Below are 23,706 nucleotides of genomic sequence, written 5' to 3'. Positions count from 1 at the left end.
TAAATATTATTCGCGTATTGAAATGAGCGTAGCGGATTTCGGTGCAATTCGAATCTCATTCGCAATTTTAAATTGTTCGTCGGATAAAACGTTTAAACCCATTTTGCCAATAACCCCCATTTCATTAAATCTATTCATTGCCAAATTTATTTCAGAATCGTTTTTATTTAGAACCAGAATTACCATGGATTCTTCGTGGTATCGGAATAATGTGTAAACCCCATTTTCAGGAGCAAAATGAACTGTCTTACCTGAATGAATGGCTTTGCTATTTTTTCTAAAGTTCAAGAGCTTTCTAAGAAAACCTTGCATATTTTTTTGATTTGTGGAAAGTCCTTTTGTCGTAAACCCATTAACCTCATCATTTGGCCAACCACCAGGAAAATCAGTTCGGATGAGACCATGATCACCAGGTTTTTTTGAATTCTCCAATAAAACTTCAGTCCCATAATAAATTTGGGGAATCCTTGGAGCGGTTAAAATAAAAGCTAGGGCCATTTGGGTCAAAGACACATCTTGATTCAGTTGGGTGAACATCCGGTCCATATCGTGGTTGTCGCCAAATAAGAGTATCGATTGAGGATTGGGGTAGTAAAAATCATTCGCCAATGCCTCATAAAGCTTAATCAAACCTTTATCCCAGCTTTCCGGTTCTTTTAGTGCGTCTATTAGCACCTTTTGTAACGGAAAATCCATTGTGCTTAAAAGACCGGACTGATATTGGTCTTTATTTTTATTCCCTTCTTGCCAGTAACCCACCAAGAGTGGATTATAGCTCCATTCTTCACCTACAATATTGAAATTTGGATACTCCAACATTATAGAATGAGCCCAATCGGCAAGAAATCCTTTATTGGAATAAGGATAGGTATCTTGACGTATGCCCCCAAGGTTAAGTGTTTCAATCCACCAAATACTGTTTTGAATTAGGTAATTGGCCATAAATGAATTCTGCTGGTTTAAATCGGGCATTGAAGGAACAAACCAACCTTCTTCCATTATTTTTTTATCAATTTCAGAAGCATATAGATCTTGATTTACACTTCGTCTATGATTTGTAATTTTTGTCTTTTTTCCTTCTTCAAAATCAGATTGATAGTTGATCCAGTCGGTAAAGGGTAAATCATTCATCCACCAATGATGACGACCACAATGGTTGACCACCTGGTCCATGATTAATTTTAAACCCTTTTCGTCGGCTTTTTTAGAAAGTTCTTTATATTCTTCCAATGTGCCAAAACGTGAATCCACCTCATAAAAATCAGTTATGGCATAACCATGATATGATTGTTCAGGCATATTATTACTGAGTACCGGACTTGACCAAATTGCGGTAAATCCCATTTCAGCTATATAATCCAAGTGATTTATAATTCCATCAATATCACCACCATGTCTTTTATAATCGTGGGATCGGTCTAAATCTTTTTCCAAACTACCCATAGAAATATCGTTTTCGATATTTCCATTAGCGAAACGATCTGGGGTGATTAGATAAATAACATCTTTACTGTCAAATCCCTCAAAACTTGTTGGTTCAAAAGACCTGCTTTTTAATTCATAATTGTAAAACTGGCTTGATTGTCCTTCTTTTTGAAACTCAATTGATAGTATTCCCGGTTTAGTATTCGGGCCGAAGACCAAATCAAGGAATAGGTAATTTTCACTGACACCCGGAGTCTCTTTTACTAGGGATATGCCTTCGTAAACAACCTTTGCAGAGTACGTTGAAATATCTTTCCCATAAACCAACAACTGCAGATGACTATTTTGCATACCAACCCACCAGTTGGGTGGTTCGACCCTTGTTATCTGTCCATTTGTTTTTAAAACCAAAAACAAACAAATAATTATCGGGTAAAACCTAGGCATAACTTAGACTTTTACAGCTTTATTTGGAATTAAGACAACTCTTTCATTGTTTACCCTTATTGACATCTCTTCATTACCTGACAGCTCATAACTTGAACCATCTTTTGTTACCGTAACTTTTATTATCCTGTTTCTGAAATTGATCTTAAAAGAATAGGAGTCCCATTCTTCAGGAATTTGAGGTGTGAAGTTCAATTTGTCGTCCAATACACGCATACCTCCAAAGCCTTCAACAATACTCATCCATGTTCCGGCCATTGAAGTAATATGCAGGCCTTCTTCAACTTCTTTATTGTAGTCGTCCAAGTCTAATCTTGAAGTACGAAGGTAGAATTTATATGCTTGTTCCATTCTACCCAATTTTGCTGCTTGTATGCTATGGACACAAGGTGAAAGGGATGACTCATGAACGGTAAAGGGCTCGTAAAAATCAAAATGTCGCTCCAATTGCTTTTGCGAGAAATGGTCTTCAAAAAAGTAAAACCCTTGGAGTACGTCAGCCTGTTTGATGTATGGCGAACGTAGAATACGATCCCAGCTCCATTTTTGATTGATAGGCCTTTCAGAATTATCTAAATCTTCAACTTTGACCAATTCTTTGTCCAAGAAGCCGTCTTGTTGCAAAAAGACACCCTTCTTTTTTGATTTTGGAAAGTACATATTGCTTGCAACATCAGTCCAACTTTCCAATTCAGAATCGTTCACTTTGGTATGTGCAATTATCCGATCGTAATCTTCGGGATAACCTTCCTTAACCTTTTGAATCTGCTCTACGGTGAACTCAATACACCATTTCGCCAAATAGTTGGTATACCAATTATTATTGATATTGTTCTCATATTCATTAGGTCCTGTTACACCAAGCATTACGTATTTCTCCTTCTTAGCGGACCAGTTCACCCTCTGGTGCCAAAATCTTGCAATACCTATGAGTACTTCAAGGCCCATTTCAGGAATATAGCTGTAGTCACCCGTGTACCGGTAATAATTATAAATTGCAAATGCGATAGCACCGTTTCGATGAATTTCTTGAAAAGTGATTTCCCATTCATTATGACATTCTTCACCATTCATGGTAACCATGGGGTATAGTGCAGCCCCATTTTTAAACCCCAACAATTTAGCGTTGTCAATGGCCTTCTCTAAATGATTGTATCGATATTCCAAAAGGCTCCATGCAACAGTCTGACTCTTTGTTGCCATGTAAAATGGTAAACAATAAGCCTCTGTATCCCAATAGGTGCTGCCTCCATATTTCTCTCCGGTAAATCCTTTTGGGCCAATATTCAAACGTGAATCTTTACCCAGATAAGTCTGGTTTAATTGAAATATATTGAAACGAATACCTTGCTGTGCTTTAACATCAACATCTATAGCAATGTCACTCATTTCCCATATTTCTGCCCAAGCTTGTATTTGCTTCTTCAATAACCCATCAAATCCAATATTTACGGCTAGATCTAAAGCCGAATTGGCGGCATCAATTAATTGACTTGCTTCATGATATCTAGATGACGTGTAGCCACCAAACTTAATTAGGTCAATTGCATCTCCTTTTATGAATTCACCTTCTATAGAAAATGAAGTGGTCAGTTCATCATTCTTAGGGTTGAATTCAGGATTTTGATTCTCTCCGTTTAGGAAAAGGTCAGCCTGCATGAACGTGCAAGTAGCAAAATTAGTTTTCATTGTATGAGCCTCGATAAAAGCCCTATTACCACTTCCTTCAATGTTGGTTGTGTTCCAGAATTTATCATCCCAATTGCTATCTCGGTTTTTTATCCCGCTATCCAGGTAGGGGCTAAAAATAACCTTGGCATCGGAATTCAATAATTTCAATTGATATTTAATGGCACCAATTTCATCATATTCCAGACTCAAAAAACGTGTGGCGTTTACCTCAATTTCGATATCATTAGACAGCGTTGCCACAAAACTTCTTTTGTACCAACCTTCACGCATATTTAACTCTCGACGAAAATTCTTGACACTCTTACAGGAATTCAAATCTAATTGTACCTCTCCAACAAATACATTAATACCAATCCAGTTCGGTGCATTCAATACCTTGGCAAAATATTCAGGATAACCATTTTTCCACCAGCCAACCCGTGTTTTATCTGGATAATAGACTCCTCCAATGTAACTGCCTTGAAAAGTCTCACCCGAATAGTTTTCTTCAAAATTGGCTCGTTGACCCATTGCCCCATTTCCCAAACTAAAAAGGCTTTCTGATGATTGTACACGCTCTGGGTCAAATCCCTCTTCTAATATTGACCAAGGATTTGGTTTAATATAATCTTGATTCATGAGTGGTTGAAAGAAATTTCGACAAACTTAGTTATTTGTAGAATCACGTTCAATCAAAGTGGGCTCTAAAATTTTGGTTTGATAATTTGGAACATCGTAGTCATTTTCCACACGCTCGATCAACATTTTTGCAGCAAGCTCGCCCATTTTTTCGCCGTGCTGTGCGACCGCTGTAACGGGCGGATTGGCGTGTTTTGCCAAGAGACCATCCGTAAAACCAATAACTGAAACGTCTTTAGGCACCTCGAATCCTAGTTTTTGTAATACACGCATTCCGTAAATACCGAAAATTTCATTGGCACTTAGCACACCGTCTGGCGATACTCTTTTTAGAAAAGAAGAAATTCGTTCTTCATCAATGTCCATGTAAGGTAATTTAAGAACATGGTCAGGATTAAGTTCCATACCGAAATCCTCAAGTGCTTTTTTATATCCCAGATTTCGATTTCGGCTTACGCTAAAGAAATCCTCAGTTGTAAGCAATGCGATTTTCTTTCTTCCTTCTTCAAGTAGTTTCTTGGTTGCCAGGTAAGCTCCCAGCGTGTCATCAATAACGACTTTGTCACACTCGATTTCATTCGTGACCCTGTCAAACAACACCAATGGTATTCCTTGATCGGTTACTTCGCGAAGATGATTGAAATCGTTGTTTTTCTCTGTACCCGCGGAAAGTGACATTATGAATCCATCAATACTACCGTTGGCAAGCATCTCCATATTTATTACTTCCTTATCAAAGGACTCATTCGAAAGACAGACAATTACATTATATCCCTTTTCATTGGCAAAGTTCTCAATACCTCTAACAACTGTCGTAAAAAAATAATGTACAATGTCAGGTACTATGACGCCAATATTCTTTGTTCGCTTATTTTTGAGGCTTATAGCTATATTATTCGGCTTGTAATTGTAGAGTTTAGCGAAGGCTTGGACTTTTTCCTTTGTATCCCTACTTATTTCATCACTGTTCTTTAGTGCTTTCGATACTGTAGAGATAGAAACATCCAGTTCCTTTGCAATATCCTTTAACGTAATTTGTCGTTTGAGCATCGTTGTGTTAGGTAATTGTTACGAAATTAGAAATTCCTATCATTTTCCTCTATTTGCACCCTCTTTATTTTAACACTTAGTTTCCTTCTTTTGTTAAAATTTTTTGATTACGAAATAATTGTATATTTGCTGCATCTAGAGGAATTCGATAAATTTTGCTATGTTTAAATGCAAAGTATTCAATTTTAATTGCGAATTATTTCCACAAACCTTTATTTCGAAGTTATTAACACGAAACCGTTTTCGAATTTAATTATGGGATTCGGATTTGTGCTTTAACAATTTTTTTAAATATGTTTAACGCTTGAATTTAAATTAACTAAACTTAAAATTAATGTCTATGAAGATTTCGTTACTAAAAAGCATGCTATTGCTTGGCGCATTTATGTGCTTTGCGGCAGTAGGTGCGCAAACAGTTTCGGGTACCGTATCTGACTCTAGCGGTCCGTTGCCAGGGGCGAGTGTTGTTGTAAAAGGCACCACAAACGGAACCCAAACCGATTTCGACGGTAATTACACCCTAAACGATGTTGACTCAGGGGCTACTTTAGTTGTTAGCTACATTGGCTATGCAACTCAAGAAGTGGCAGTTAACGGTCAATCCACAATTAACGTTACACTTGCTGAAGATGCCCAGGCTCTTGATGAAGTTGTAATCATTGGTTATGGTCAGACTACTGTTAAGGATGCTACTGGATCAGTGGCAGCAGTTACATCTGATGAATTTAACGGTGGTGCTATTGTGGCACCAGAACAGTTGATTCAAGGTAAGACTGCTGGTGTGAACATTCAGGTATCAAGTGGTGAGCCAGGTGCGGGTATCCAAGTAAACATCCGTGGATCAAACTCTGTACGTGGTAACAACAATCCACTTTTTGTAGTTGATGGTGTACCATTATTTGGTGAAAACACTGATGCACAAGGTGATACTGGTAATGGTGGTAGTGATGTAGGTAACCCTCTAAACTTTTTGAATCCAAATGATATTGAAAGCATGAGTATCTTAAAAGATGCATCAGCTACAGCTATCTACGGTTCAAGGGGTGCTAATGGTGTAATCATCATTACAACTAAAAGCGGTAGAGCAGGATCAAAAGGTACTTGGGAGCTGTCCTCAAATGTTAGTATAGCTACTCCAGTTAGAAAATTCGATCTTCTAAATAGAGAAGAGTATCTTTCAGCTGTAACCCAGTTTGGTGGTAATGCTGCTGCTAATGATTTTGGAGCTGATACTGATTGGCAAGAATATGTGTTAAGAAGTGCTGCTTCAACAAACCACAACTTGGCATACTCTAAGAATTATGGTTCAGGTAATGTAAGAGCTACTTTCGGATACCAAAAGCAGTTTGGTGTTATAGAAAAATCAGAATTCGAAAGAATCACAGGTCGTCTTAACTGGAACCAACGTTTTCTTGATGATAAATTGAAATTGGGAATTCAGACGTCAATCTCAAGAACTAACCGTGAGCAACCTCCTGTTGCTGCTGGTGCAGGATTTAGAGGTGATATCTTAGGTGCTGCATATTCTGCAAACCCAACATGGCCAGCAAGCCCAACATTTGATGATGGTGGTGGTCTTACACAGCCTGCAAATTATCTTAATGAAACTCAAAACATAACAAATACCAACAGATATTTACTTAATGGATCTATTGAATATGACTTCACACCTGAATTAACAGGTAAAGTAAACTTAGGTTATGATGTTTCTGATAGTGAGAACGTTTCTGTTCTTTCAGCTCTTTTGCAAAACTTCAATGGTATAGAAGGATTAGGTTTCGGTACTTTCAACTCTTTGGAAAGAGAGAACTCCACTCTTGAAGCAACATTAAGCTACAACAAAGATTTTGGTGGGTCAAACCTTGATATCGTTGCTGGTTACGCTTTCCAAGACTTTAGAACTTTCGGATTTAACTCTCAAGGTAGAGGTTTTGGCTCCAGCGATTTGAATGTGATGAGTGATGATCTTAGAACACAAATTGGTGCTGCAAGAGGAGCGGTTACTGGAGGATTCCAGCAATTCGCATATGGTGTGAACAGTACTGGATTGGTAGTAAACAGATTATTCCCTGCTCCTGTTACTGAAGTTTTGCCATTTTCTTTCTTAAGAGAAATCAGAACAGTAACATTTGATCAATTTGACAATACTGACGAATTACAGTCTTTCTTTGCTCGTGTGAACTACAGCATTGCTAACAAATACTTGTTTACCGGTACATTTAGAGCTGATGGTTCTTCACGTTTTGGACCAGACAATCAATACGGTTACTTCCCATCAGGTGCATTTGCATGGCAAATTGCTGAGGAAGATTTTGTTGGAGAGAACGTATCAACACTTAAATTACGTTTGAGTGCTGGTATTGTTGGTAACCAAGCAGGTCTAGGTTACGGTAACTTCGTATTGCGTGAAAGATTTGGAGGTCTTGGTACAAACCAAAACTTAGAAATCAACGAAGGAACTTTCGGTACAGCACCAGTTGCTTTTGAAAGATCTGATTTGAGATGGGAGGAAACCCTTAATTTAAACGTTGGTTTGGATTTTGGTTTCAACAATGACAGATTAAACGGTAGCATTGATGTTTATAGAAATGATACCAGTGACCTTTTGTTACAGTTACCTCCTGCTTTCCCATCGGTTAGTGCATTCCAGTTTGGTAACGTTGATGCTAGTGTAATCAACCAAGGTATTGAATTTGCATTGGGTTACGACTTTATTCAATCAGACAATGCTTCTTTCTCTGCTAACTTTAATATTGCTTATAACCAAAACGAGATTCAAGATTTTACCGGTTCAATTAACACTGGTGCGATTAACGGACCTGGTCTTTCAGGTGCTTTTGCCCAGCGTTTTGAATCAGGTCAGTCATTGTTCTCTTACTATATGGCAACTTTTGAAGGGTTTGACGGTGAAGGAAATCCAATCTATACTGATATTGATGGTAATGGTGTAGGTGATCCTGACGCTGACAAGTCATTTGTTGGTGAAGATGGTCTTCCTGACATTACAACAGGTCTTTCATTAAATGCAAACTTTGGCAACTGGGATATATCGACATTCTTCTCAGGTCAATTTGGCTTCTCTGTTTACAACAACACAGCCAATGCATTATTTAATGCAGGACAAATTGGAACAGCAAGAAACATTACACAAGATGTTGTTACTAGTGGTGAAAACCCAGGTGCATCTACGGCTGTTTCTACACGTTTCTTAGAAAAAGGTGATTTTGTTCGTTTCCAAAACGCAACCGTTGGCTATAATGTGCCTCTATCTGAAGATAGTGCGCTTAACAGCCTACGTTTATCTATAACAGGTCAAAACTTGTTTTTGATTACTGATTATAGTGGTATTGATCCAGAAATCAATGTAGGTACTGGAACTCTAGGTTCTGGTGTACCTACTAGAGGTATCGACTGGTCTGCATTCCCACGACCAAGAACAATTACCATTGGATTAAATGCTTCATTTTAATTAAAAAATTGTTATAAATCATGAAAAGAAATTCAATTAAAACTTATTTACTGGTTTCCTTGTCAGTACTAGGCCTTGCCTCTTGTACAGATTTGGAAATTGAAGAGACCGATTCATTTATCAGTGAAGGTTTCCAAGGACTAGTAGATCCAAATTCAAGTTTGGATGCACTTTATGGCCAGACATACGGTCAATTAGGAGACCAAGCAAATACATTCGCTTTACACGAAGTAACTTCAGATGCGTTTCTTATTCCAACTAGAGGTGCTGACTGGGGTGATAACGGTCGTTGGAGAAAATTACACCAACACGAGTGGGGTCTTGAAGAAACTGATATCATAACTCCGTTTCAGCAATGGACATCTGCTCAGCTTTTGGCTTCTAGAATTTTGGATTCAAGAAGTAATGCTGACGCTGCAACTACGGCTTCTGCTCACTTCTTGAGAGCTTATGCAATGTGGTTGACACTAGATTTCTATGGTCAAGTACCTTTTAGGGATACAGCGCTTCCTGATAGTGAGCTGCCAACTGTTTTGACAGGTGGTGACGCAGTTACTTTCATATTAGCTGATTTGGATGCTGCTATTGCAGGTACTCCAAGCTTCGCTCCAGGAGATGTTGACAACCTAAGACTTGCTTCTAAATCAGCTGCACGTTTCCTAAAAGCACGTGTACTTTTAAATAAGCATATCTATGAAAACCAATTATCAGGTGGTGGAGGTTCAGCCTCTTCAGCTGATATGGCTGAAGTAATCTCTTTGGTTGATGCAATTGCTGCTGAAGGATTCGCTTTAGAAACTATGGATTATTTTGAAATTTTTAGATCTACACCTGACACTGAAACTATTTGGTGGGCACAAGCTGGAGTAGGTAATAGAATTTTCAACGGCCTTCACTACAACTCTACCGGATTAGGTGGTGGTGGTTGGAATGGTTTCAGTACTCTTGCTGAATACTACGACATGTTCGAAGGTGATGCTAATGCCAACGAATATGACACTGATCGTAATCCTATATCTGGACAAGAAAGAAGAAGAGGTGGTGTACCTAAAAACGGTATCCCATTTACTGGAGTGGATGGAACTAGCGACGAAGGTGGTTTCGAAAATGGTTCTAACGTTGGTGAAGGATTTTTACTTGGTCAACAATACGCTTTAGATGGAACTCCATTGACTGACCGTCAAGGAACTCCACTTGAATTTTCTAGAGAATTTGTTGATGGCAATGGAGCTGTAAGCTTAATCAATAACAGTGAGCGCACAGGTATCCGTGTTATGAAATACAACCCAAGATTCGATGGTGGATTCCAAAATAACCAAGTTATCTTTAGATACGCCGATGCACACCTAATGAAAGCTGAAGCTATGATGCGTAGTGGTGGAGACCCAACTGCAATGGTGAATGAGTTACGTACGTTAAGAGGAGCTACTCCACTTGGAAGCGTTAGCGAAGCTGATTTATTAGAAGAAAGAGGTCGTGAGCTTTATGCTGAGCAAACTAGACGTTTTGATATGATTCGTTTTGGTCAGTATTTGCGTGATTGGGAATTGAAAGGAACCGGACAAGCTGGTAATACAACTAGATTGTTGTTCCCAATTCCACTGCCACAGTTATTGGCAAATCCTAATTTAGTACAGAATGCTGGTTACTAAATCAGATTTTGAATAATACTTAAAACCCGCTCAATGAGCGGGTTTTTTTATGTCTTATTCTTGCCTATCAAAAGTATTTTAACCTGGGTCTAATAGGCACGGAATCTTATAAATTTACTGAGGCCAAGTCCCATACCAAGTTAAATTAAATCCAGGTCACTCATCCCATATTACATCTTGATTTAGTCGAGGCTCCTTTTACATTTAGACCTGTTACATCTAAATCCTACCATCTTTCAATGATTCCTATTTCAGAAATGAACAATCCTAAAATCCATTTAAACGAATACTACTGCCTTCAAACGAATTAGAATATTCTATAACAAGTCGAAATTGGAACCTTCTAATCAAATATGGTTTATTTGGCAAAGTAGATATATATACCAACTACAATTAAACAGATTATCAAACCAGCTTGTTTAACGTATTTATAAGGGGTAATCTCCACCTGTTTGGTATATTCTTGAACAAAGGCTTCTTTTCTTGGTTTAAAATAACCTATGACTAACATGATCACTACGTTCAGTAAAAATAGAATGGCCATTACATGCAAAAAATGAGGGTATGCCTCAGCTTCGATTATACGAAGAGAAGTTTCATCAGTTATTCCATTGGCCTTTGCATTTTCAAGTGCCGCAGCAACTTTTCCTGGTCCAATAATAAATTGGCTTAAAATATATAATCCAGAGCCCAAGAAAATTGCAATCTTTGCTGCTATCGCAGGAACTCGCTTTGTTAAATACCCAACTACAATGATGGTTAGTATTGGTATATTATAAATACCATTAACCTCTTGTAAATAATCAAAAATACTTCCTGCGTTATCGATTAATGGAGCTATGAACATCGCCGCTAGCGCTAAACAGATTCCGAATATCTTTCCATACTTTACCACAGTTCCTTCAGAAGCATCTTTATTAATGTGCTGTTTGTATATGTCAAGTCCAAAAAGGGTAACCGAACTGTTCAAGACACTATTAAATGAACTTAAAATGGCTCCAAAAAGAACGGCAGCAAAAAATCCTACCAATGGTTTTGGAAGAACCTCCCTTACCAATTCTCCATACGCCATATTCGATTCAATCTCTCCGTTGAATAACTGGTACGCGATCATCCCTGGCAAGACCAAAATTATCGGCCCAAGTATTTTGATGAAGGATGCTAGTAATAGTCCTTTCTGACCTTCTGCTAAATTTTTGGCTCCAAGCGCTCGTTGAATTATTTGTTGATTGGTACCCCAATAAAACAATTGAACCAACATCATACCTGTGAATATGGCAGCGAATGGAACCTCTTGCCAATATTCTCCTGTTGAATCTAGACGATCTGCTTGATTAACGGAGAGACTTTCCAAGCCGCTAAAAAAACTACCATCACCCAATACAATTAAACCAAAAACTGGAATTAGAATCCCTCCAATCAAAAGACCTATCGCGTTGATACTATCTGAGACCGCAACGGCCTTCAAACCACCAAAAACTGCATAAATTGAACCAATTATACCAATACCCCAAATACAAATTATCAAAGCTGTCTTATCTGAAACATTCAACAATTCAGGAATATTGAACATTCCACTTATCGCCACCGAACCGGAGTATAAAATAACTGGCAAGAGAACCACTACATATCCGGTTAGAAAAAGACCTGAGGTAATGGTTTTCGTTGAAACATCGAACCTTCGTGCCAGAAATTGGGGAACTGTGGTCAAACCACCTTTTAAATATCTTGGTAATAAGAAAATTGCAGTAATCACCATGGTTATGGCCGCTAACGTCTCCCAAGCCATAACTGAAAGTCCATCACGATACGCACTTCCATTTAATCCTACTATCTGTTCAGTAGATAAATTTGTCAACAATAGTGATCCCGCTATAACACCAGCGGTTAAACTTCTTCCTGCTAAGAAATAACCATCAGAAGTTTTTTCATTTGTTTTTCTGGTTGCTAAATATGAAATAACCGCCACAAGCGCGGTAAATCCTACAAAAGAAAGTACACCGATCATCTTTATTTAAGGTTTGGTTCGTAGCTCAATTTATGTTTCTTTTCCCGTAATTAAAAGTTTATTCTTTTTAACGCCACCATCTTGAATTGAAGGCATCTTTGTTATGGCACAAGACCACAGTTTACTATCTTGCAACGCCTTAGGTGTAGCAGAGAAATGAAAAGGATTTTTATATTTTTCTTACCCGTTATTTGGTTTACTTCCTGTGAGAAAAAAACCGAGACTTTATTTGAATCGGTTACAAGTTCACATTCAAACATCGATTTTATAAATCATCTGGATAACAACAAAGAACTAAATATTCTTACCTATCTCTATTATTACAATGGTGCTGGAGTAGCTGCCGCAGATTTTAATAATGACAATTTAATTGACGTTTATTTTACGAGCAATCAAGGAGCAGACCAACTTTATCTGAATAAAGGTGAATTTGTTTTTGAAGAAACTACTAAAGCTTCGGGAATTCAAAATTCAGACGGCTGGACTACAGGGGTAACCCATGTGGATATTAACAATGATGGTTTGCTGGACATTTACGTTTGCAAAGTTTCCGGTCATAAGAACCTTAAAGGGCATAACCTACTTTTTATCAACCAAGGAATCGACAAAAAAGGAGTTCCTAAATTCCTGGAGCAATCCAAAGAATACAATTTAGATTTTTCTGGATTGAGCACTCAAGCTGCCTTTTTTGATTATGATAATGATGGAGACTTAGACATGTTTCTTCTCAATCATTCTGTTTATCCCAACAGAAATTACGGAAATGGTTCTTTAAGAAATCGGTACCACCCAAAATTTGGTGATGTGCTTTTTCAAAATCAAAATGGAATATTTGTCGATGTCAGCGAAGCTTCAGGTATTTTCCAAGGTAGAATAGGTTACGGTCTAGGAGTATCTACCAGTGACCTTAACAATGATGGATTCACCGATATCTATGTTGGTAATGACTTTTTTGAAAATGATTATGTCTATTACAATCAAGGAAATGGCACCTTTAAAGAAGTTGTATCCAGTAATCTGAATACACTTGGTCATACCTCACATTTTTCTATGGGTAATGACATTGCAGATTTGAACAATGATGGATGGACAGATATTGTTTCAACAGATATGTTGCCTGAAGATTTGACTACTTATAAGACCTCTGGGCTAGAATATGGTTACCCTATTTACAGGCAGTATTTAAATAAGGGATATGCACCCCAGTTCATGCAAAACACGTTGCACCTTAATAATCAAGGCAAGCATTTCTCTGAAATTGCATATTTGAGCGGGATTTCGGCCAGTGAGTGGTCATGGGCACCATTGATTGCTGATTTTAATAATGATGGCAATAAGGACATTTATATCACAAACGGAATAGTTGGTGCTACAAATGATATGGACTACATGAATTTTATTGCCAATGAGGATATTCAAAAGCGCATCGACAACGGCATGGATTCTGCGGACCTTCCTCTAATCAAAGAAATTCCTGAAAAAAAAGTCAGTAACTATTTCTTTTCAAACCAAGGAAATTTGAGTTTTCAAAACAAAAGTTCGCAATGGTCTCCGACTGCAGCGTCATTTAGCAATGGGGCAACGTATGCTGATTTGGATAATGATGGAGATCTCGACTTAATCGTAAACAACATTAATGAAAAAGCTTTTCTTCTAAAGAATAATTCCAGCTCAAGAAATTACTTGAAGCTAAATTTTAAAGGCCCTACAAAGAATACAATGGGCATAGGCACAAAGGTAATTGCCCATTTGGGAGATCAAAAAATAGTAAACGAGAACTATTCTACCAGAGGATACTTATCTGCAGTCCCAAATTTGGTACATCTTGGATTGGGCAATGACAGTATAATTGATTCACTATCTATTATTTGGCCTGGTGGAATGAAACAATTAATGAAAAATATCGAGGCTAATCAAGAACTTACAATAAACTACGATAAGGCCATTGACTCCATTCAATTCAAGTCGCAAAAAGAAAATTCTTTGATAGCGTTGAACGACACCTTGATTCCGTTTAAGCATGAGGAAAACGTTTCGATTGATTTCGATAGAGAACCATTGATTCCCTTCGCCAGTTCAAACAATGGGCCAGATATTGATATTGCTGACATTAATAATGACGGTTTGGATGATGTTGTTGTTTGTGGGGCAAAAAACCAAGCTTCTGAAGTATTTCTACAAGAAGAATCGGGACGTTTTAAAAGTTATCAGTCTGAATTGTTCGAAACTGAAAAACTGAATGAGGATACCGCCTGCCTATTTGTTGATGTCGATGGCGATAATTTTAAAGACCTACTTATTGCTAGTGGGGGTAATGAATTTTTAAAGGGCAAGGCAATACAACCACGACTCTACCGTAATCGGAACGGGGTTTTTAATTTGGATTCCAATCAGTTCAAAAATATTTTTTCCAATGTCTCCAGTCTAACTCCAATAGATTTGGAAAATGATGGTGACATGGACATTATCCTGACCTCTGACCGCGTAACAGGTTTGTTTGGCGAAACACCAAAACAGTATATTTTCCAGAACGATGGGGTTGGAAATTTTCAAGATATCACTGTCGAGTATGCCCCACAATTTGAGTATGCCGGAAACATAACTGATATAGCAGTTTTTGACTATGACAATAATGGATATGATGATTTTATTGCTGTAGGTCATTGGATGGCTCCTACCCTATTCTTAAATAATGGTTCTGGAATTAGAAAAATTTCCATAGCTGGATTTGAAGGAAATGAAGGCCTTTGGAATTCAATTACGGTAAATGATTTTGACAATGATGGCGATTTGGACGTGGTTTGTGGTAATTGGGGATTGAATTCTAAACTGAGTACTTCTCCTGAAAAACCATTACAACTATATCTTAACGATTTTGATAATAATGGTTCTTCTGAATCATTGGTTACCTATTTCCAAAATGGAATTGAAACACCGTTTGCATCTAAAGACGAATTGGTCAAACAGTTGCCTTATTTAAATAAGCAATTCCTTTCGTATTCCAGCTTCGCTAATGCCTCAATTCAAGAATTGTTTTCAAAGGAAAAACTTGATAAGGCCAAGCAAAAAAAATGTTTTGAATTGGCCAGTTGTTACTTCGAAAATAATGGAGAGAACAATTTTATAAAACGGCATTTGCCAAGATTAGCCCAAGTTTCCTCAGTCTTTGAAATTGTTCCACATGACTTTAATCAAGATGGAGCTATGGATGTTTTACTGGCTGGCAACCAATTTGAGATAAGCACACAACTGGGACGAATGGATGCTAATAAAGGGTTAATTCTATTAAATGATTCGGAGGGTATCCTGAATGACGAGAAAAATATCCAACTTGGTGTTCTTAAAGCTGTTAGGGGAATAAAACCCATAAAAATTAATAACCAAAATCATTTTTTAATAGCAACCAATGACGGACATTTGCAACTTGCAAAAATGAACAGTGATTTATGAAATTGAACAAGCTAAAATATATACTCCCTTTATCGATTGCAATCCTACTTACAAGTTGCGGGCAAACGGATAAAAAAAATAGTACAGATACTGAAAACCAAACCTTATTTACCCTATTGAATGGTAATGAGACTGGTGTAACCTTTGTAAATAGCGTTGAAAATCAGAAAAACTTCAACATTTTTAAATACCGGAACTTTTACAACGGCGGCGGGGTTGCTATTGGTGATATAAACAATGACGGCCTGCCAGATCTTTATTTTACGGGTAATATGGTCCCCAATAAATTGTATTTAAATAAAGGGAATTTAAAATTTGAAGACATTTCAAAAAGTGCTGGAGTTGAAGGAAATAAACCTTGGTCTACAGGTGTTGTGATGGCTGATGTCAATGCAGATGGTTTGTTGGACATCTATGTAAGTAATGCGGGTAATTTGGAAGGCAACAACCATGACAATGACCTATACATCAATAATGGTGACCTAACATTTACAGAACAAGCAGAAAAATTCAACCTGGCCAAGACCGGTTTTACAACGCATTCTTCATTTTTTGACTACGATAAAGATGGTGACCTAGATGCCTATATTCTTAACAACAGTAACATTCCTGTTAGCAGTTTAGGTTATGCTGAACAACGTCAAGTTCGGGCACAAGACTGGGAAGGGGTACCGCATATTTTTCGAGGAGTTGGAGATATGTTGTTACGAAATGATGATGGTGTGTTTGTAGATGTTAGTGAAGAAGCTGGTATTTATGGCAGTTTAATTGGTTTCGGTCTCGGTGTACTTGTTACAGATATCAATAAAGACACTTACCCAGATATTTATGTTTCCAATGACTTTTATGAAAGGGATTACCTCTATATAAATCAAAAAGATGGAACCTTTACAGAAGAAATCAAAGACTGGACTTCCCATTTAAGCCTTTCTGCTATGGGTATTGATATTGGGGATATCAATAACGACGGCCATAACGACATTTTTATTACAGACATGCTTCCTGAGGCAGAAGAACGAGTGAAATCTGTAATGGAGTTCGAAGGCTACAACATTTATGATTTAAAACGAAGTAAAGACTTTTACCAGCAATACATCCAAAATACTCTACAATTGAATAATGGAAATGGCTCATTTTCTGAAATTGCTTATTTCAGTGGTGTAGAAGCGACAGACTGGAGTTGGGCCGGTTTAATGCTAGATATGGATAACGACGGGTATAAAGATATTTTCGTAACAAATGGCATTAACCACGACTTGACCGATTTAGATTTCGTAGACTTTTTCGCTAATGAAATCATCCAAAAACAGGTATTGACCGGAAAAAAAGAATCCATAGATTCAATTATAGTTAAAATGCCAATAAAGCCTCAGCCAAATTTCGCTTTCAGAAACAACGGGGATTTAACTTTTGACAATGCCAACAAAGATTGGGGTTTTGAATTACCAACCAGAAGTAATGGAGCGGCTTATGGTGATTTGGACAATGATGGTGATCTGGACCTTGTCATAAACAACGTAAATACTGAGGCCTTTATTTATAGAAATGATGCCAATACCTTTACCGACAATAACTATATAAAGTTGTCATTTGAAGGAGAGGATAATAACCCATTCGCCATTGGTACTACCGCAACCTTCTATTTCGATGGTAATATTATTAATCAAGAATTGGTTCCTTCTCGAGGCTTCCAATCTTCCATGGATTATGAAATGTTACTTGGTCTTGGAAAAAATGAAGTTGTAGATTCTGTTAGAATAGTTTGGCCGAACAATAAAACGACCCTTTTAAAACAGCTTGCTGCAAACACCTCCTACACCGCAAAACAGGTGGAAGCGTCTGAACAATTTGTACCGAAACAGGTGCAAAGCGGCAAAACACTTCTTTCAGAAATTGAAAACAACAACCTAATAGCTCACAAAGAAAACAACTATAACGATTTTGACTATGAGGGGCTGATATATAAAAAGATTTCACAAGAAGGTCCGGCATTGGCAGTTGGAGATGTTAATGGGGATGGAAACCAAGATGTTTTCATAGGGGCTGCTAAAGGCGGTGAAAGAAGGTTATATTTTCATTCAGGCAAAGGCAAACTCACGAATGGGGCAAAAATTGATTCACAATCAAATCAAGCTGATGATACTGCTGCCGCATTCTTCGATGCAGACGGCGATGGAGATTTAGACTTAATAATTGGCACTGGAGGTAATGAGGTTGGTCAAGATCGAAATTATAGGGCTGAGCTATTTATTAATAACGGTAAGGGTAGTTTTTCAAAATCCGAAAAAGACATTCCTACTGTTTTCAAAAATATAGCCACCATATCACCACATGACTTTGATAGCGATGGAGATACGGACCTTTTCATAGGTTCTAGAAGCGTGGTCGGTGTTTATGGTGTTGACCCAAACCATCTCTTACTCGAAAACAAGGGTAATAACGAATTTGTTGATGCTACTGAAAGATTGGGTTACGACCTTAAGGAATTGGGAATGGTAACTGGTTCTGTTTGGGCCGATATTGATGGTGATTCCAAAAAAGATCTAATAACAGTTTCCGATTGGGGAAGCCCTGAAATTTTTAGAAGTGCCGGTCGAAGAATAACAAAACTTGAAACCAATCTAGATAGTCTTTCAGGATGGTGGAATACGGTTGAGGCCGCTGATTTAGATGGTGATGGGGATCAAGATTTAATTCTTGGTAACGAAGGCAAGAACCTGCATTACAAACCTGAGCAAGGAAAACCCGTGAGACTATGGGTAAATGATTTTGACAACAATGGTACCATTGAACAAATCGTGACTTACCACGAAAATGGAAAGGACTATCCAATTCTTCAGAAAAAAGAGGTCACCGCTCAATTGGTTTCCTTAAAAAAGGAAAACCTAAAAGCATCAGAGTATGCGGTACGAAGTGTACAAGAACTCTTTCCAAAAGATGTTCTCGAGAACTCCATTGTTAAAGAGGTCAACACCACGGCTTCGGTCATTGCGGTAAATGATGGTATGGGCAAGTTCGATATCAAAATGCTTCCTCAACGTGTTCAACTTTCTTGTGTTTGTGGAATTACATGTACCGATATAAACAATGATGGCAATCTAGATTTAATAATGGCCGGAAACAATTTTGAATTCAAACCGCAATATTCAAGATTGGATGCAAGCTTTGGTAACGTTTTATTGGGCAGTGGTGATTTGGCTTTTGAATGGCAAGACTATGAAAAAAGTGGTTTCTATATTCGAGATGAAGTCAAAGGAATTCAACAATTTACAGATAATGATGGCAACACCTTTGTCGTAGCTGCAATCAATGAGAACAAACCTAAAATCTATGCGATTGAAAAGTAGCCGCATCTGGTTTTTGATTTTTTTCGTAGCCTACGCCTGTACGACAAAAGAAGGAGACGTTTTTCTAAACCCAAGTCCGAATGAAACCGGGTTGGTTTTTCAAAATAATCTTGAAAGTTCGGATGACCTCAATATTTTAGACTACCTATATTTCTACAATGGCGGTGGCGTCGCTGTCGGCGATATCAATAATGACGGTTTGCCAGATGTCTACCTTAGCGGTAACCAAGTTAAGAACAAACTATTTCTCAACAAAGGCGACCTCAAGTTCGAAGATATTTCTGAGACCGCCGGGGTTTCAGGCAAAAGTGATTGGAACACCGGGTCGGTTATGGCCGACGTAAACGGTGATGGTTTTCTAGATATTTATGTTTGTGCTGTTGTCGGACTAAAAGGTTTCAATGGTCACAATGAACTTTTTATCAATAATGGAGACAACACCTTTACCGAATCTTCGGCAAAGTTTGGATTGGATTTCGACACCTACAGTAGCAATGCGGCATTTTTTGATTTTGATTTGGATGGTGATTTAGATATGTTCCTATTAAATCATGCCATTCATACAGAAAAATCATTCGGTAGAGCAGATTTGCGTTACGACCGAAATTATGAAACAGGTGATCGATTACTACGAAATGACAATGGCAAATTTGTTGATATCAGCGAAGAAGCAGGAATTTATGGCGGAATCAATGGATATGGTTTAGGACTAGCGATTACTGATATCAATGTAGATGGATATCCTGATATTTTCGTTGGAAACGATTTTCATGAAGACGATTATCTGTATATCAATAATGGAGATGGTTCATTCTCAGAAAGATTGAAGGACTTTGTCGGTCATTCTTCACGCTTTTCAATGGGTAATGATGTAGCCGACATCAACCATGATGGCCTACCAGATTTGCTTTCACTTGATATGCTGCCTGAAGATGAAGTTCCGCTCAAAGCATCTGAGGGTGATGATAACATACAGACCCAAAAAATGCGTATTGAACAATTTGGTTACAATTACCAGTTCACTCGAAACATGTTATTTATCAATCAACCAGATGGTAATTTCATGGAAACAGCTTTGATGAGCGGAATTGCTGCAACTGATTGGAGTTGGAGTGCCTTATTTGCTGATTTTGATCAAGACGGTGAAGATGACCTATTCGTTTCCAACGGTATTCCCAAAAGACCTAACGATCTTGACTTTATCAAATTCGTGTCTAGTGATCAAATCCAAAATAAAATTGAAAACACCAAATTGGTTGACCAAAAGGCTTTGGAACTTATGCCATCTGGTAATGTTGGCAATTATGTTTTTAAAGGTGAAGGGGAACTTCAATTCTCAGATGTTTCCAATTCGTGGATGGAAAGGGATACTACTATTTCTGGTGCCACTGCTTATGCTGATTTTGATAATGATGGCGACCTCGACTTATTAATTAATAATATCAATGAGAATGCAAGGCTTTATGTGAACAAGACCAACACTTCAGCCAATTATCTTAAGCTAAAATTCAAACTACAAGGAAAAAATACATTCGGATTAGGCACCAAAATCTATGCCTACGCCGACAACAAGCTTTTTTATAAAGAATTACAGCCCGTAAGAGGGTTCCAAGCATCCTCAGAACCCATTGTTCATTTCGGTCTTAGCGACATCAAAAAAATTGACTCCATTCGGTTTGTTTGGCCCGATAGAACTACACAAAAAAGTATTGATGTTTTAACGAACCAAACCCTGGTCATTTCACCAAAAAACAACAAGAACCTATTAAAAAAGAATGGTTCTTTGAAAACCCTTTTTACTAGGGATTCAACGAATTTGGGTATCAATTTCACTCACGTTGAAGATAATTATATTGACTTTAACCGTGAGAAGTTAATTCCTTATAAAATGTCTGATCGGGGACCTGCCTACGCAAAAGGAGACCTAAATAATGACGGAAAGGAGGATTTATTTTTTGGAAGCTCAAAATCCAAACCCTCGCAAATTTACTACGCCACCGATTCGGGTTACAAGAAATCCGAATCAAGTGTTCTTAGAAACGATTCCATCAAAGAACATGTTACGGCCTCTATCTTGGATTTAAATTCCGACGGATCTAACGATTTAATTGTGGGATCCGGGGGTGGAAATTTCTTTGGTAAATCCAAAGTGCTGACAGATGACCTTTATCTCAGTGCAGACAGTGATTTCCTGAAATCGAGTCTTCCAGAATTTTACCAAAACACCTCTGTAATAGCAACATTCGACTTTGATGGTGATGGTGACCAAGATGTATTTATTGGGGGTTATGCATTGACGGGAAAATTTGGTGAGCCAATTCCGTCACAACTATTGGTCAATAATAATGGGGAATTCGAAATTAAACAAGAGCTTAATCCAGAAGGTTTCGTTACCAATGCCCTTTGGGACGATTTCGATGGTGACGGTCAATCCGATTTAATACTTATCGGTGAATGGATGTCACCTGAATTCTACAAGAATAACAAAGGTTCTTTTGAAAAAATTGATGGCCCTACAATTAAGGGCCTCTGGCATAGTATCCAACCTTTCGACATTGACAAAGACGGAGATAAAGATTACCTCTTGGGTAATTGGGGCATGAACTCCAAGTTCAAAGCCTCTGAGAATGCCCCTATGCTACTTTACTTTTCAGATTTTGACGCAAATGGTAGTACTGAAACTGTTCTGTGTATTGAAAAAGAAGGAGATTACTATTCCCTGGCTTCCTTAGATGATTTAGCCGGCCAGATGGTTTCTTTACGAAAGAAATTTCCAAACTATAAATCGTTCGCAGGCAAACCGATTAAGGCGTTATTTGAGGAAGAAAAACTAGCAGAAGCAAAAACATTGGAGGTTACCCACCTTCAATCAGGTTATTTAAAAAATGATAATGGCGAATTTGTCTTTATTCCGTTCAAAGCTGAATTGCAGGTGTCCCCAATATTGGATTTTGTAGTTCACGACTTTGACAATGATGGTGCAAAAGAAGCTTTGGCAGGCGGCAATTATTTTGGAGTTAAGCCATATCATGGTAGATTTGACAGTTTTTCAGGGGCATTGATTTTCAATGAAAATAATGTTCTTCTTGGAAGCACTTTAGGTCTAGATTTTACACAAAAATCTGTACGCCATTTAGACATACTAAAACACAACCTAAACGAATATTTGTTGGTCGTCTTTAATGATGACAAATCACAAGTGTACCAAATAAATAAAGAGTGATGAAAGCAAGAATTATAATTGTAGCAGCTTTGTTCGCATTGATAGGTTGCGACCAGAACAAAGAACCTATCACAATTACGCCTGAAGATTACCATGCCTCAGTTGATAAAGTCACTGAAGTGATGATACATGATATTTTCTCACCACCCGTTGCAAGCCGAATATTTGCGTATCCCAATGTTGGTGCCTTTGAAATTTTGGCCAAAAACAACCCTGATTACAATTCATTGGCAGGTCAGTTAACCGGTTTTGAGCCAATTCCCGAACCTGACACTACCAAAACAATCAATTTTGATTTAGCAGCTTTAATAACCCATATTGATTTGAGCAAGCGTCTTATTTTTTCTGAAGATCGCATTGCTTCTTTCAGGGATAGTTTGTACGCTAAATGGGAAAAAACGAATAAAGTAGAGTTCGAAGATTCTAAGAACTATGGTCTTGAAGTTGCTGAACATATGGTTAAATGGATGGATAAGGACAATTACAAACAAACCCGAACCATGCCAAAATTCACAGTCGATACTGATGACCCATCACGTTGGCAGCCAACGCCACCTGCTTATATGGATGGTATTGAACCCCATTGGAACAAAATAAGACCGTTTGTAATCGACTCTTCCAACCAATTTGTACCCAGTCCACCGCCACCATTTTCAATGGAGGAAGATTCAGACTTTTACAAGGAAGTGAAGGAGGTTTATGAAATAAGTAACGAAATAACCGATAAGGGCGATGAATCTGAAGAAATTGCCATTGCTAAATTTTGGGACTGTAACCCCTATGTTTCAGTTACACGTGGCCATTTGATGTTTGCCACAAAAAAAATAACTCCTGGAGCGCATTGGATAGGTATTGCCAAAATTGCTTCGAGAAATACGAATGCCGACCTTGCTAAAACAATTCACACCTATACCAAAACTTCACTGGCAATTGCAGACGGATTCATCAGTTGTTGGGATGAGAAATACAGAAGTAACTTGATTAGACCTGAAACACTGATAAACGAGTACATAGATGACAGTTGGGAGCCTGTTCTTCAAACACCTCCATTCCCAGAATATACAAGCGGACATAGTGTTGTTTCTGGCGCTGCAGCTGAAGCCTTAACCAGTATTTATGGTGACAACTTTGCTTTTGACGATGATACCGAAGTACCCTATGGTCTACCTGTTAGATCATTTACCTCTTTTCGACAAGCTGCCGAAGAAGCGGCTATCAGTAGAATGTATGGTGGCATACATTACAGGGCTGCGGTAGAAATAGGTGTTAATCAAGGTCGAAAACTTGGTCAATTTGTCGTGGAAAATCTATCAATGACGAATTAA

General features: G+C 38.0%; 10 protein-coding genes. 6 read left to right on the top strand and 4 right to left on the bottom strand.

Features of this window, described 5'->3' with window-relative positions; all coding sequences use genetic code 11:
• Positions 1 to 6 precede the first annotated feature (6 nt).
• From HCU67_RS06695 to HCU67_RS06685, 3 genes are read right to left on the bottom strand one after another with little or no spacing between them, the layout of a single operon-like run.
• Positions 7 to 1,872 carry a glycoside hydrolase family 13 protein gene (locus tag HCU67_RS06695; protein ID WP_168551792.1) on the bottom strand — a complete coding sequence of 622 codons (1,866 nt, stop codon included), beginning with the start codon at positions 1,870 to 1,872 and terminating at the stop codon, positions 7 to 9.
• A 3-nt stretch (positions 1,873 to 1,875) separates the two neighbouring features.
• Positions 1,876 to 4,182: a glycoside hydrolase family 65 protein gene (locus HCU67_RS06690; protein WP_168551791.1), complete on the bottom strand. Its 2,307-nt coding sequence runs from the start codon at positions 4,180 to 4,182 to the stop codon at positions 1,876 to 1,878.
• 27 nt (positions 4,183 to 4,209) lie between these two features.
• A complete protein-coding gene (locus tag HCU67_RS06685; protein WP_168551790.1) occupies positions 4,210 to 5,232 on the bottom strand; it encodes a LacI family DNA-binding transcriptional regulator in 1,023 nt (340 codons plus the stop codon).
• A gap of 340 nt (positions 5,233 to 5,572) precedes the next feature.
• On the opposite strand from HCU67_RS06685, the gene HCU67_RS06680 reads away from it, so the two are divergent.
• Together HCU67_RS06680 and HCU67_RS06675 are read left to right on the top strand one after the other, a co-directional pair.
• The gene (locus HCU67_RS06680; RefSeq protein WP_168551789.1) at positions 5,573 to 8,701 is read left to right on the top strand and encodes a SusC/RagA family TonB-linked outer membrane protein; all 3,129 of its coding nucleotides are present in this window, start codon (positions 5,573 to 5,575) and stop codon (positions 8,699 to 8,701) included.
• 20 nt (positions 8,702 to 8,721) lie between these two features.
• Positions 8,722 to 10,353 (top strand): RagB/SusD family nutrient uptake outer membrane protein, encoded by a 1,632-nt coding sequence (locus tag HCU67_RS06675; protein WP_168551788.1) that lies wholly within the window; start codon positions 8,722 to 8,724, stop codon positions 10,351 to 10,353.
• Positions 10,354 to 10,711: 358 nt separating this feature from the next.
• Here the strand turns inward: HCU67_RS06675 and HCU67_RS06670 are convergent, their stop codons facing one another.
• On the bottom strand, positions 10,712 to 12,361 hold the full coding sequence (locus HCU67_RS06670; RefSeq protein ID WP_168551787.1) for a solute:sodium symporter family transporter: 1,650 nt from the start codon (positions 12,359 to 12,361) through the stop codon (positions 10,712 to 10,714).
• 156 nt (positions 12,362 to 12,517) lie between these two features.
• Between HCU67_RS06670 and HCU67_RS06665 the strand changes: the two genes are divergently transcribed.
• The 4 genes from HCU67_RS06665 to HCU67_RS06650 are packed head-to-tail and all read left to right on the top strand — an operon-like array spanning position 12,518 to position 23,706.
• Positions 12,518 to 15,811: a VCBS repeat-containing protein gene (locus tag HCU67_RS06665; RefSeq protein WP_168551786.1), complete on the top strand. Its 3,294-nt coding sequence runs from the start codon at positions 12,518 to 12,520 to the stop codon at positions 15,809 to 15,811.
• Positions 15,808 to 19,158 (top strand): CRTAC1 family protein, encoded by a 3,351-nt coding sequence (locus HCU67_RS06660; RefSeq protein WP_168551785.1) that lies wholly within the window; start codon positions 15,808 to 15,810, stop codon positions 19,156 to 19,158. Before HCU67_RS06665 ends, HCU67_RS06660 begins: the two co-directional genes overlap by 4 nt.
• The gene (locus HCU67_RS06655) at positions 19,142 to 22,381 is read left to right on the top strand and encodes a VCBS repeat-containing protein (RefSeq protein WP_168551784.1); all 3,240 of its coding nucleotides are present in this window, start codon (positions 19,142 to 19,144) and stop codon (positions 22,379 to 22,381) included. The genes HCU67_RS06660 and HCU67_RS06655 overlap by 17 nt, the downstream gene beginning before the upstream one ends.
• A complete protein-coding gene (locus HCU67_RS06650) occupies positions 22,381 to 23,706 on the top strand; it encodes a vanadium-dependent haloperoxidase (RefSeq protein WP_168551783.1) in 1,326 nt (441 codons plus the stop codon). Before HCU67_RS06655 ends, HCU67_RS06650 begins: the two co-directional genes overlap by 1 nt.

It is taken from the genome of Croceivirga thetidis (assembly GCF_012272815.1).
In the GTDB taxonomy this organism is placed as follows: Bacteria; Bacteroidota; Bacteroidia; order Flavobacteriales; family Flavobacteriaceae; genus Croceivirga; species Croceivirga thetidis.
The sequence above is the reverse complement of the archived record's forward strand: the minus strand, read 5'-3'. Positions and strand labels throughout refer to the sequence as shown.

Excerpts from the sequence above, each read along its gene's own strand:
- HCU67_RS06680 (WP_168551789.1), top strand. The coding sequence starts at position 5,573 with ATGAAGATTTCGTTACTAAAAAGCATGCTATTGCTTGGCGCATTTATG.
- HCU67_RS06655 (WP_168551784.1), top strand. The coding sequence starts at position 19,142 with ATGCGATTGAAAAGTAGCCGCATCTGGTTTTTGATTTTTTTCGTAGCC.
- HCU67_RS06685 (WP_168551790.1), bottom strand. The coding sequence starts at position 5,232 with ATGCTCAAACGACAAATTACGTTAAAGGATATTGCAAAGGAACTGGAT.
- HCU67_RS06660 (WP_168551785.1), top strand. The coding sequence starts at position 15,808 with ATGAAATTGAACAAGCTAAAATATATACTCCCTTTATCGATTGCAATC.
- HCU67_RS06690 (WP_168551791.1), bottom strand. The coding sequence starts at position 4,182 with ATGAATCAAGATTATATTAAACCAAATCCTTGGTCAATATTAGAAGAG.
- HCU67_RS06670 (WP_168551787.1), bottom strand. The coding sequence starts at position 12,361 with ATGATCGGTGTACTTTCTTTTGTAGGATTTACCGCGCTTGTGGCGGTT.
- HCU67_RS06675 (WP_168551788.1), top strand. The coding sequence starts at position 8,722 with ATGAAAAGAAATTCAATTAAAACTTATTTACTGGTTTCCTTGTCAGTA.
- HCU67_RS06695 (WP_168551792.1), bottom strand. The coding sequence starts at position 1,872 with ATGCCTAGGTTTTACCCGATAATTATTTGTTTGTTTTTGGTTTTAAAA.
- HCU67_RS06650 (WP_168551783.1), top strand. The coding sequence starts at position 22,381 with ATGAAAGCAAGAATTATAATTGTAGCAGCTTTGTTCGCATTGATAGGT.
- HCU67_RS06665 (WP_168551786.1), top strand. The coding sequence starts at position 12,518 with ATGAAAAGGATTTTTATATTTTTCTTACCCGTTATTTGGTTTACTTCC.